Below are 11,176 nucleotides of genomic sequence, written 5' to 3' on the forward strand. Positions count from 1 at the left end.
TGGGCCTCAAGGCGCGCCGCCCCGAGTGCGCCGCGAGTGCGAACGTGTCGATCCTCATCCTGCGCGGCCCGCAGCCCGGTGCCGCCGTCGAATGGCCGCTGCAGCCCTTGGCCGGCCCGGTCCGCGCCGGTTTGATCGAGCGCGCCGCCAGCGCCGGCAAATCGATCGCGCTGCGCTGCTGCCGCAGCGAGCGTGAACTGGTCGAGTGCCTGCGCGGCATGCGTGCGGCCAACACCGAACTGCTGCTGCTCGATCCCGGCGCCTGCGTGCCGGCCAGCGCCGAATTGCGCGACGCACTGGACGGTTTGCCGATGCCCTACATCGAAGTCCACGACGACCGGATGGGCGCGCTGGAACCCTCGATCGTCCCGCATTGCGGCCCGCGCCTGCGCCTGGTCCACGGCTATGCCGCGCACAGCTACACCCTGGCCCTGTCGATCGCGCTGGAGCACCTGGGGTGCGACGAATGCGGTAACGCTGTCCATGTCGGCACCTGAGCCGAACATGGACAGCGCCGATACGCACCATTTCTATTTCGCCGACTACGAGATCCTGGTCGGCGGCCGTTTCTGCATTCGCGGCCAGGCCACGTTGGACTATGCGCCGACGGATACGACGCCGTTCGACCCGGCCGAGTTGGTCGAGCGCCTCCGCCGCCGCATCGCCGACGAGCGCGGCGTCGAGCGCGATGAAGTGCGGATCCGTCATCTGAGCCGGTTGTAGCCGCCAACCGCCGCGATCGACGCATCGCTCCCTGTAGGGGCGGCGTCCCACGGGGACTTTCTGCGGTCATGAGCCGCGACCGCCGCAGCGGGGCGTATGCGAGCGCAGCGCCCAAACCCCGGATAGGCCGTCTAATGCGGAAGAACCCTGTGCCCGGGCTGCGGACACGGGCATGACTTGCCGCGACGGCGTCCGCTTTGGGGTAGGAGCGACGCAAGTCGCGACCGCCGTGTTGCGGCTTGCGCCGTAGCTGCGGCACCCCCGTCGCGGCTTGCGCCGCTCCTACACGAGCCCGTCGGCCGCAGCGTCGCTCAGACCGGGTCGATCTGCGCGAACGATTCCACCCGGGTGTGGCCGTGCGTGGCATCGCCCTCGCGCGGCTGCGGGTAGTCTTCGCGGCGGTCGACCAGCACCGTGCCGACGCCGGCGTCGCGGGCGGCGTCGAGTTCCTCGACCACGTCGGACAGGAACAGGATCTCGTCGGCGGGCAGGCCGATCGATTCGACGATGCGCGCATAGCTGTCGCGCTCGCGCTTGCCGCCGACTTCGGTGTCGAACCAGCCCGAGAACAGCTCGGTCAGATCGCCCGCATCGCTGTGGCCGAACAGCAGCCGCTGCGCCGGCACGCTGCCGGAGGAGTACACGTACAGGCGCAGGCCGGCGTCCTTCCAGCGGCGCAGCGCCGGCGCGGCATCGGGGTACATGTGCGAAGTGAAATCCGCGCTGCGGTAGCCGTCGGCCCAGATCATGCCCTGCAGGGCCTTGAGCGCGGTGTGCTTGCGGTCTTGGTCGATCCAGCCCTGCAGCACCTCGACCACGGTCGAGTCCTGGCACACGCCGCCGTTCTCCAGCGCCACCGCGTCCAGCCACTTGCGCACCGCCGGTTCGCGCCCGCGCACGGCGACGAAGCCCGGCAGGGCCCGGCGCGCGTAGGGGAACAGCACGTCCTTGACGAACGAGATGCTGCTGGTGGTGCCTTCGATGTCGGTGAGAATGGCGCGGATGGGCATGGGGCGAGGAATTAGGTAAAAGGAACGGGTTGGGAGAAACGAAGCGGAGGCGAATTGCGAGTCGCGATCAGAGAGCGGCGCAGGACGCTCGCTACTCGTTCCCCGCTCTCAGCCCGCCTGTCCCTTCTCGTAGCGCGGGAACTGCTGGGCCAGGTCGCTGCCGGTGAAATAGCCGACCCAACCGTCCGGCTCGGTGAAGAAACGGATCGCGACGAAGCTCGGCTCCGGGCCCATGTCGAACCAATGCAGGGTGCTGTCGGGCACCGAGATCAGGTCGCCTTGCTCGCACTTGATCTCGTACACGTTGGGTTCGACGTGCAAGGTGAACAGGCCCGAGCCGGCGACGAAGAAACGCACTTCGTCTTCCTTGTGGTAGTGCTCGTCGAGGAACTTGCCTCGCATCGCCTCGCGCTGCGGATTGTCCGGGGCGATGCTGACCACATCGACGGTCTTGAAACCTCGTTCGGCGGTGATGCGCTCGATGTCGGCGCGGTAGGCGGCCATGATCGCTTCCGGCGTGTCGCCCGGCTTGACCGGCTGGGCGGCCTGCCACTGTTCGAAGCCGACCCCGATCTTGGCCAGTTCGCGTGCGATCTGCGCCTGATCGTTGGTGCTCAGCGTCGGCGTGCCGGGCTCGTCCTCGGCGAAAATGCGCAGGCGGCTCATCGCTGCAGTCTCCTCAGTTCCAGTTCGCATCCGAGCAGGAATTCGAACGCCTCCAGGTGGCGCCGGGCCTCGGCCATGTCGCGGCCCCAGGCGTACAGGCCGTGGCCGTCGATCAGATAGCCCCACATCGGCTGGCGGTCGAGGGTGGCGTCGACCTGGGCGGCCAGGGTCGGCATGTCCTGGGTGTTCGGGTACACCGGCAGGTCCAGCTCGGTCTCGTGGGTGGTGGTGCCGCGGAAGGCCTTGAGCAGCTCGTAGCCCTCCAGATGCACGTGGCCCTGGCCGGCGAACAGGCGCGAGGCCACGGTCTGGGTCTGCGAATGGGTGTGCAGGACGCAGCCGACCTCGGGGTAGCGCTTGTACAGCTGGGTGTGCAGCAGGGTCTCGGCCGAGGGGCGGTGCTCGGTGGCGACCGGCTGCCCGTCCAGGTCCACGACCATGATGTCGGCCTCGGTCAGGCGGCCCTTGTCGCGGCCGGACACGGTGATGGCGACGTGGGACTGGTCGATCCGGCGCGAGAAATTGCTGCTCGTGGCCGGAGTCCAGCCGCGCTGGGCCAGCTCGCGCACATTGACGATGATCTCGCCGGCGCAGTGCGACAGGTGCTGGGGGTCGTAGGGCAGGGGGCTGTTCATGGTCTCAGTTTACAAACAAACGGCGACCGGGGCGGCCCGGTCGCCGTGGGTTTGCCCCGGCTGGCGGCAACACAGCGTTGCCGCGGGCCCGCGCAGTGCCGTTCAGGCCTTGCGCAGGCGGCTGTGGCGGAAGCCGTACAGGAAGTAGACCAAGATCCCGACCGCGGTCCAGACCGCCATCAGCATCCAGTTGTGCGCGCTCATGGTCGACAGCAGGATCAGGCAGCTGACGATGCCGGCCAGGCAGATCGGCCAGGCGAACGGAATCCGGAACGGGCGCGGCAGGTCGGGCTGGGTGCGGCGCAGGATCAGCACGCCGGCGCAGACCGCGGCGAAGGCGATCAGGGTGCCCATCGAGGTCATGTCGCCGAGGATGTCGAGCGGGAACAGCGCCGCCAGCAGGGCGATGCCGATGCCGGTGATGACGGTATTGATGTGCGGGGTGCGGTACTTGGGATGGATCTTGGTGAACACCGGCGGCAGCAGGCCGTCGCGGGCCATGATCATGAAGATGCGCGGCTGGCCGATGATCATCACCAGCACCACCGAGGACAGGCCGACCAGGGCGCCGACCTCGACCACCACGCGCAGCCAGTTCAGCGCCGGATGGGCGGCGATCGCGGTGACCACCGGCTCGTCGGTGCCCAGGGTGGTGTAGGGCGCCAGGCCGGTCATGACCGCGGCCATGCCGATGTAGAGCACGGTGCAGATCGCCAGCGAGGCCATCATGCCGATCGGCATGTCCTTCTGCGGCTTGTGCGATTCCTGCGCCGCCACCGACACCGCCTCGAAGCCGATATAGGCGAAGAACACCATCGAGGCGCCGCGCAGCACGCCTTCCCAGCCGTATTTGCCGTGCCCTTGCGATTCGGGGATGAACGGGGTCCACAGCTCGGGGTTCACGTACTTCCAGCCGACCGCGATCACCAGCACGATCAGGCCCGACTTCAGCAACACCATCGCCATGTTCATGGCCGAGGATTTGCGGATGCCGACGTAGCACAGCCAGGTCAGCAGCAGCACGATCGCCGCCGCCGGCAGGTTGGCGATCGCGCCGGTCGGGCGCAGCTTGGCGTCCAGCGGCGCCTGCACCAGCGCCGCCGGCAGGGTGATGTCGAAGTGTTGCAACAAACTGAGGAAGTAGCCGGTCCAACTGACCGCCACCGCCGAGGCGGAGACGCCGTACTCCAGTATCAGCATCCAGCCGATGAACCAGGCCGAGAGTTCGCCGAGGGTGGCGTAGGTGTAGGTGTAGGCGCTGCCGGAGACCGGCACCATCGCCGCGAACTCGGCGTAGGCCAGGGCGCAGAAGGTGCAGCAGATCGCGGCCAGGACGAAGGACAGCATGATCGCCGGGCCGGCGTGTTCGGCCGCGGCCTTGCCGGTGATGACGAAGATGCCGCCGCCGATCACCGCGCCGATGCCGAGCGCGGTCAGGCCCCAGGGGCCGAGGGTGCGGTGCAGGCTGAGGCCGTCGGCGTCGCTGTGGGCAGCGTGCGGGTGTTTGGTCGCCCGGAGTTGTTCCAGCATGGGGTTCGTCCTGGTGTTGCGTGTGTCCGCGATCCGGATCCCCTGCGTCCCGTCATTCCCGTCAAGGCGGGAATCCGAAGACTTCGAAGTCGTGCCCCGGCGAAGCCCTGGAGTCCCGCTTTCGCGGGAACGACGGCTTCGAGGAGCGGGCCCGAACGGCGAGCCGGTCGCTGCGGTGGAAACGTCTGTGCGTGGAAAGGAAAAAGGCCGGCGGAAGGTGTCCGCCGGCCTCGAATCATGAATGCGCCGGGTTCAGGCCTTGCCGCCCGCCGCCCTGCGCAGCTTGCTGTGGCTGTAGCCGTAGAAGGCGTAGATCAGCAGGCCGATCACGGTCCAGCCGGTCATCAGGTGCCAGTGCTCCGAGAACGGCTTCCAGAACAGGTACAGGCAGGCCGCGGCGCCGAGCGGGCAAACCACCACGGCCAGCGGCACGCGGAACGGACGCGGCAGGTCGGGGCGGGTGTTGCGCAGGATCAGTACGCCGATGCAGACGGTGGCGAAAGCGAGCAGGGTGCCCATCGAGACCAGTTCGCCGAGCAGTCCGATCGGCAGCAGGCCGGCCAGGATGCAGGCGAACACGCCGACGATGATCGTGCCCATGTACGGGGTCTGGAACTTCGGATGGACCTTGGCGAACAATTGCGGCAGCAGGCCGTCCTTCGCCATCGAATAGAAGATGCGCGGCTGGCCCATCAGCATCACCAGGATCACCGAGCTGAGGCCGGCGATCGCGCCGATCTCGACCGCTAGCTTGAGCCAGCCCAGCGCCGGATAGGCCTCCAGCGCGGTCGCCACCGGCTTCGGAGTGCTCAGCATGTGGTACGGCAGCAGGCCGGTCAGCACGCCGGAGACGATGATGTAGATGATGGTGCAGATCACCAGCGAGCCGAGGATGCCGATCGGCATGTCGCGCTGCGGGTTCTTGGCCTCGCCGGCGGCGGTGGAGACCGCGTCGAAGCCGATGTAGGCGAAGAACACCACCGAGGCGCCGCGGACGATGCCGTCGATGCCGTACTTGCCCGGGCCCTGGTTCTCCGGAATGAACGGCACCCAGTTGTCCGGGTTGACGTACTTCGCGGCGAAGGCCACGAACAGGGTGATCACCACGACCTTGATCGCGACGATGATCGAGTTGATGAAGGCCGACTGGGTGATGCCGACGTAGCACAGGCCGCTGAGCGCGGCGACGATCGCCACCGCCGGCAGATTGACCAGGCCGCCCGTGTAGACGATCGCGCCATCGACCACGTTCAGCGGCGCCGCCGACAGCGAGGTCGGCAGGCCGACGCCGAAACTGGTCAGCAGGCTGTTGAGGTAGCCCGACCAGCCGACCGCGACGGTCGAGGCGGCGAACAGGTACTCCAGGACCAGGTTCCAGCCGATGAACCAGGCCACGAACTCGCCCAGGGTGGCGTAGGAATAGGAGTAAGCGCTGCCCGAGACCGGCAGCATGGCCGAGAACTCGGCGTAGCACAGGCCGGCCAGGGCGCAGGCGAAGCCGGCGATGATGAAGCTCAGCACGATCGCCGGGCCGGCGTGTTCGGCGGCGGCGTGGCCGGAAAGGACGAAGATGCCGGCGCCGATGACCGCGCCGATGCCCAGCATCACCAATTGGGTCGCGGTCAGCGACCGTTTCAGCGTGGCTTCGCCTTCGAGGCTGCCCTCCACGGGCTCGCCGGCGTCCACGTGGCCGGCCGGCGCCACGGGCTTGGTGATGAACAGGCCTCTCGACATCGAACTCCCCTCTCTCTCGTAAGAAGTGATCTGAAGTGATCTGTGCCCGTCGTTCTGCGACGACGATGGATGACCGACTCCCGGAGCGGGGCGGCGGGCCACCTTAACCCAGTGCGGAAACGGGCGGCAAGCGGAGCCGGTCATGGCCTTTGCGGCGATAATCACGGTCCCGGCTCTGCGCCCTGTGCTTTTTTCGGTATGCCTGTGAAACATTCGGACTCGATCGGTCAGCTGCGTTCCAATCTCGACCTGTACGCGCGCCAATGGCCCGACGAAGCCGAACATACGCTGCCGTTTCTGGCCTTGCTCACCGAAGCCGACGGCGGAGAGACGGCGCCGGACGGCGCCACCGAACCCGGCGACCCCTTCCTGCGCGAGCGTCTGGCCGGCCATTTCACCGGCGGCGCCTGGCTGATCGACCGCGCCGGCCGGCGCGTGCTGCTGACCCACCATCGCAAGCTCGGCCGCTGGCTGCAGCTCGGCGGCCACGCCGACGGCGACCGCGACCTGGCCCAGGTCGCCCTGCGCGAGGCCGAGGAAGAGTCCGGCCTGACCGGACTGAGCGTGGAGCCGGAACTGTTCGACCTGGACCGGCACTGGATCCCGGCCCGCCACGAAGTCCCCGGGCACTGGCACTACGACCTGCGCTACGTGGTTCGCGCCAGCGACAACGAAGACTACGTGGTCAGCGAGGAATCGCTGGACCTGGCCTGGCGCGACATCGCCGAGCTGTTGGCCGACCCGACCAGCGACGAATCGATGCGGCGCATGGCGCGCAAGTGGCTGGCGCGGGGGTGAGGATCGCGGCCGGCCGCTGCGCCAGCGCCGCAGCGGCTCGCCTGTAGCAAGCGGCGGCGTCTGCCTGTAGGAGCGGCGTGGTTGCCCTGTAGGAGCGAGGTGGTTGCCCTGTAGGAGCGAGGTGGTTGTCCTGTAGGAGCGGCGTAAGCCGCGACCATCGCAGCGGTGTGCGATACCGCGTTCCCGTCCGCAGCGGCGGATCGACAAAAACACACCCGTTGTTGCCGCGTTGCCGGTCTTCGCCGGCGCCGCGCTTGCGTCCACCGCTTCGGCGGTCGCGGCTCACGCCGCTCCTACAAGGAAGCGGCGTCATCGGGGGTAGGAGCGACGCGAGTCGCGACCGCCATATTTCCAGCTTGGCCGTCCTCACCCCAAAGCGGCGTGGTCGCCTGTAGGAGCGGCGTAAGCCGCGACCATCGCAGCGGTGCGATACCGCGTTACCGTCCGCAGCGGCGGATCGACAAAAACTCACCCGTCGTTGCCGCGTTGCCGGTCTTCGCCGGGGCCCGCGCTTGCGTCCACCGCTTCGGTGGTCGCGGCTCACGCCGCTCCTACAAGGAAGCGGCGTCGTCAGGGGAGGAGCGACGCGAGTCGCGACCGCCATATTTCCAGTTTGGCCGTCTTCACCCCAAAGCGGCGTGGTCGCCTGTAGGAGCGGCGTAAGCCGCGACCATCGCAGCGGTGCGATACCGCGTTACCGTCCGCAGCGGCGGATCGACAAAAACTCACCCGTCGTTGCCGCGTTGCCGGTCTTCGCCGGCGCCGCGCTTGTGTCCACCGCTGCGGCGGTCGCGGCTCACGCCGCTCCTACGAGGAAGCGGCGTCATCAGGGGTAGGAGCGACGCGAGTCGCGACCGTCGTGTCGAACGGTCGCATCGCAAAACCGGGTGCCGACGCTCAGCCCCGCCCGATCGCCGGATCGCTGACGCCCGGGCTGCCGTTCTCGGCATGGCCGGCGATGCGGCGCAGATAACGGGCATCGGTATCGCAAGTGACGCTGAAGTCGTACCAGCGCCGGCTGGTCGCCAGCGGCCAGTGATCGCGCACCCGTGCGCCCGGGGCGAGGTCGTAATGGCGTGCCGGCGCATCGCTGTAGTGGTTCGGGCGCAGGGTCAGGCGGCAAGTCGCGCGGCCGGTGTTGACGAATTCCAGGCTCAGCAGTTCGCCGATCGCATCGTGGCGCACGATCACTTCCGGATTGGCGCCGGTCGCCGACAGCGCCTTGTTCAGATCGCCGCGGAACTGCCGCAGGAATCCGTTCGGACCATAGGCGGCCAAGTCGTAAATGCCCTGGGTGTACTGGCGCGCGCTCCAGTAGTCCGACAGCGCGGTGTTCGCGTCCAGGGTGTAGTACCACGGCCCGTCGCTGCGATTGCCGGCGTACACGTTCAGGCAGGCGCCGGCGACGCCGTCGTTGCCGAAATCCAGCCAGTAGCGGCCGCTGGAAGCTTCGATCCGCCCGTCCACGCGCAGTTCGTACGGCAGCGCCCGCGCAGGCCGCGCGCCACGCTCCTGGCGCGGCATCGACGGCTTGCTCGGCGGCTTGGGCGCGCTGAGCTTGCAGCTGGCGTCGGCGCCGCTCATCGCGCCGGAAGTGTCCGGCAGGGTCGGCCACTGCGCATTGGGGTTGGCGAAATCGAACGCAGTGCTGAGATCGCCGGCGACGCTGCGGCGCCAGGCGCTGATGTTCGGTTCGGCGATGCCGAAGCGCGCTTCCAGGAAGCGCAGCACCGAAGTGTGGTCGAACACCTGCGAATTGACCCAGCCGCCCTTGCTCCACGGCGAGATCACGAACATCGGCACGCGGATGCCGAGCCCGACCGGGATGCCCTTGTAGTTTTCGGTCGCGGTGTCGACCGTGCTCTTGCCGAGGCTGGACGTGATCGCCGGCAGCGGCGGCGGAACGTGGTCGAAGAAGCCGCCGTTCTCGTCGTAGTTGATGATGAAGACGGTCTTGGACCAGACCTCGGGATTGGCCACCAGCGCCGCCAGCAGGCGCGCGGTCAGCGACTCACCGTAGGCCGGGGTCGCTTCCGGATGCTCGCTCATGATGTAGGACGGCACGATCCACGACACCGCCGGCAGGGTGCCTTCGCGCACGTCCTTGGCGAACTCGGCGATCAGGTGTTCGCCGCGCGAGCTCTTGGCATTGGTTTCGTTGGAGCCCGGGACGATGGCGCGGGCGCGCTTGTACAGCTCCGAAGCGGTGTCCAGCTTGCGGAACTTGGCGAAGTAGGCGAGCGAGTTGTCGCCGTAGTTGTCGTGCTCCTGGTACACCCGCCACGGGATGCCGGCGTTCTGCAGCCGTTCGGCGTAGGTGGTCCAGCGATGGCCGGCGAAGTTCGGGTTGTCGCGCGCCATGTCGCCGGTCCAGTTGCCGTCGTCGGCGTTGTTGACCGCCTGCGGCCCGAAGTCGCCGACGGTCATGCCGCTGGTGCCGGCGAACAGGTGCATGCGGTTGGGATTGGTCGGGCCGTGGTGCGAGCAGTAATAGGCGTCGCAGACCGTGAACGCGTCGGCCAGGGCGTAGTAGAACGGCAGGTCCTCGCGGCGGAAGTGGCCCATGCACATCGAGCCCTTGGTCGCGACCCAGGCGTTGTAGTCCTTCCAGCGGGCGTGCGAGCCCTTCCAACTGTGGTCGATGTCGGCCATGCAATGCGCGGCGGTGCGCATGGTGTCGAGGTGGAACGGCAGCACCGGTTGCGGATTGGTCGCCGACTTGGGCTGCTCCCACACCGTCTTGCCGCCGGGCAGCGGAATCGGCCGCGGATCGTCGAAGCCGCGCACGCCGCGCAGCGCGCCGAGGTAATGATCGAAGGAGCGGTTCTCCTGCATCAGGATCACCACGTGCTGCACGTCCTGGATAGTGCCGGTGACACGCGCGGCCGGAGTGGCGAGCGCGGCGCGGATGGTGGGCGGCAGCAGGCTCAGCGCGGCGGCGGAGCCGGCGAGCTTGAGGAAATCGCGACGAGTGGAGGTGACCAAGGCCGGGCTCCTGGCTGGGCGGGCGGCGGGCTGCCGCGGGAAAAAGACTAGCCTGAGAGGCGCAGATTGCAGGTTCGTGGCAGCCCTGCGCGCGCGAGCGGGATCACGTTTCCGCAAGCCGCGGCGGATAATTTGGCCGCGAAATTCTGTGAATGCGGTCGCGCGAAGCGTTGGGCGGCTCTTGTAGGAGCGGCGTCAGCCGCGACCACCGCTGCGGTGATCGCGAGCGCGGCCGGCCGAAGCCCGGGCGGATGCGGCCGCCGGTTTCGCTAAGACGGGCGGGTCTGATGCTTCGGAAGGAGCGCGGTATCGCACCGCTTCGGCGGTCGCGGCTCACGCCGCTCCTACAAAGGCCGCTTGCGCCGCTGCGCCCCGGATGCGGCGCGGGCAGGCGGCGCATGGCTCAGTCGCGCAGCCACTTGGTCATCAGCCGGCGCGGATGCGCGCGGTAGCCCGCGCGCTCGTAGATGCCGCGGGCGTGGGCGTTGTCGTCGTTCACTTCCAGCCGCAAGGCGCCCAATCCTTCGGCCCGGCACAGGGCCTCGATCTCGGCCAGGGCGCGCTTGGCCAGCCCGCCGCCGCGGTGCGCCGGCAGCACGAACAATTCGTCGAGCAGGCCGTAGCGTCCGCCGAACTCCAGGCTGAAGCAGAAGCCGAGGACGAAATAGCCGGCTATCGCGCCGTCGCGCAGGATCAGCCGCAACCGGCCCGCGTTCGGGTCCGACACCAGGGTCAGCAGCGCCTGCCGCAGCGCCGGTTCGTTCCACGGCAGGTGCTCGACCGTGTAGAACTCGCGCAGTACCGGCATCAGCCGCTCCAGGTCGGCGGCGCCGGCGGCGGCGAAACGGTAGTCGGGGGCGGGGGAGGCGTCGTTCATGGCCACTCCTGGCTGCGGCCGTAGCGCGTCATCCACGCGGCGACGGACGGATCGGATCGGTACTCGGCGCGAAGCGCGTCCCAGCGCGCGCGTTCGTCGCGGCGTCGCTGCTCGGCCTCGCGCGACAGGGCCTCCATGGCCTGCGCGTCGGAGGGCTCGCCGCCGGAGAAGTCGAGGTTGTGCTCGTGCGCGATGACGAATTCGCGCAGTTCGTGCGG

10 protein-coding genes and 1 pseudogene are annotated in these 11,176 nt (G+C 68.4%); 3 read left to right on the top strand and 8 right to left on the bottom strand.

The genetic code is table 11. The features are described from left to right. Positions 1 to 44: 44 nt before the first annotated feature. Both TX83_RS19600 and TX83_RS19605 read left to right on the top strand, forming a co-directional pair. Positions 45 to 497, top strand: coding sequence for a type II 3-dehydroquinate dehydratase (locus tag TX83_RS19600; RefSeq protein ID WP_075575281.1), 453 nt, complete (start codon positions 45 to 47; stop codon positions 495 to 497). A 7-nt stretch (positions 498 to 504) separates the two neighbouring features. Further along, on the top strand, positions 505 to 723 hold the full coding sequence (locus TX83_RS19605) for a hypothetical protein (RefSeq protein ID WP_064749676.1): 219 nt from the start codon (positions 505 to 507) through the stop codon (positions 721 to 723). Between the two features lie 311 nt (positions 724 to 1,034). On the opposite strand, the gene mtnC is transcribed toward TX83_RS19605, so the two are convergent. From mtnC to TX83_RS19630, 5 genes are all read right to left on the bottom strand, one after another. Then, on the bottom strand, positions 1,035 to 1,733 hold the full coding sequence (gene mtnC, locus TX83_RS19610) for an acireductone synthase (RefSeq protein ID WP_064749677.1): 699 nt from the start codon (positions 1,731 to 1,733) through the stop codon (positions 1,035 to 1,037). Between the two features lie 108 nt (positions 1,734 to 1,841). After that, positions 1,842 to 2,399, bottom strand: a complete 558-nt coding sequence (locus tag TX83_RS19615; RefSeq protein ID WP_064749678.1) for a 1,2-dihydroxy-3-keto-5-methylthiopentene dioxygenase — start codon at positions 2,397 to 2,399, stop codon at positions 1,842 to 1,844. Continuing rightward, on the bottom strand, positions 2,396 to 3,034 hold the full coding sequence (locus TX83_RS19620; RefSeq protein WP_064749679.1) for a methylthioribulose 1-phosphate dehydratase: 639 nt from the start codon (positions 3,032 to 3,034) through the stop codon (positions 2,396 to 2,398). Before TX83_RS19620 ends, TX83_RS19615 begins: the two co-directional genes overlap by 4 nt. Positions 3,035 to 3,136: 102 nt before the next feature. Next, positions 3,137 to 4,564 (bottom strand): amino acid permease, encoded by a 1,428-nt coding sequence (locus TX83_RS19625; RefSeq protein WP_064749680.1) that lies wholly within the window; start codon positions 4,562 to 4,564, stop codon positions 3,137 to 3,139. Between the two features lie 252 nt (positions 4,565 to 4,816). Next, complete coding sequence (locus tag TX83_RS19630) at positions 4,817 to 6,298, bottom strand: amino acid permease (protein WP_064749681.1); 1,482 nt, start codon at positions 6,296 to 6,298, stop codon at positions 4,817 to 4,819. A gap of 198 nt (positions 6,299 to 6,496) precedes the next feature. On the opposite strand from TX83_RS19630, the gene TX83_RS19635 reads away from it, so the two are divergent. Next, complete coding sequence (locus tag TX83_RS19635) at positions 6,497 to 7,096, top strand: NUDIX hydrolase (protein ID WP_064749682.1); 600 nt, start codon at positions 6,497 to 6,499, stop codon at positions 7,094 to 7,096. 897 nt (positions 7,097 to 7,993) lie between these two features. Here TX83_RS19635 and TX83_RS19640 read toward each other — a convergent pair. The 3 genes and pseudogenes from TX83_RS19640 to TX83_RS23510 form a co-directional block, all read right to left on the bottom strand. Then, on the bottom strand, positions 7,994 to 10,081 hold the full coding sequence (locus tag TX83_RS19640; protein ID WP_075575280.1) for a phosphocholine-specific phospholipase C: 2,088 nt from the start codon (positions 10,079 to 10,081) through the stop codon (positions 7,994 to 7,996). A 403-nt stretch (positions 10,082 to 10,484) separates the two neighbouring features. After that, positions 10,485 to 10,958 (bottom strand): GNAT family N-acetyltransferase, encoded by a 474-nt coding sequence (locus tag TX83_RS19645; RefSeq protein WP_079248342.1) that lies wholly within the window; start codon positions 10,956 to 10,958, stop codon positions 10,485 to 10,487. Then, a pseudogene (locus TX83_RS23510) lies at positions 10,955 to 11,176 on the bottom strand (hypothetical protein); the annotation flags it as partial. The gene TX83_RS19645 and the pseudogene TX83_RS23510, both read right to left, overlap by 4 nt.

The organism is Lysobacter antibioticus HS124 (assembly GCF_000336385.2).
Lineage (GTDB): Bacteria > Pseudomonadota > Gammaproteobacteria > Xanthomonadales > Xanthomonadaceae > Lysobacter > Lysobacter firmicutimachus.

What these genes read in the sequence shown, in the direction of transcription:
- TX83_RS19625 (WP_064749680.1), bottom strand. Translation starts at nt 4,564, where the DNA reads ATGCTGGAACAACTCCGGGCGACCAAACACCCGCACGCTGCCCACAGC.
- TX83_RS19615 (WP_064749678.1), bottom strand. Translation starts at nt 2,399, where the DNA reads ATGAGCCGCCTGCGCATTTTCGCCGAGGACGAGCCCGGCACGCCGACG.
- TX83_RS19645 (WP_079248342.1), bottom strand. Translation starts at nt 10,958, where the DNA reads ATGAACGACGCCTCCCCCGCCCCCGACTACCGTTTCGCCGCCGCCGGC.
- TX83_RS19620 (WP_064749679.1), bottom strand. Translation starts at nt 3,034, where the DNA reads ATGAACAGCCCCCTGCCCTACGACCCCCAGCACCTGTCGCACTGCGCC.
- mtnC (WP_064749677.1), bottom strand. Translation starts at nt 1,733, where the DNA reads ATGCCCATCCGCGCCATTCTCACCGACATCGAAGGCACCACCAGCAGC.
- TX83_RS19605 (WP_064749676.1), top strand. Translation starts at nt 505, where the DNA reads ATGGACAGCGCCGATACGCACCATTTCTATTTCGCCGACTACGAGATC.
- TX83_RS19635 (WP_064749682.1), top strand. Translation starts at nt 6,497, where the DNA reads ATGCCTGTGAAACATTCGGACTCGATCGGTCAGCTGCGTTCCAATCTC.
- TX83_RS19630 (WP_064749681.1), bottom strand. Translation starts at nt 6,298, where the DNA reads ATGTCGAGAGGCCTGTTCATCACCAAGCCCGTGGCGCCGGCCGGCCAC.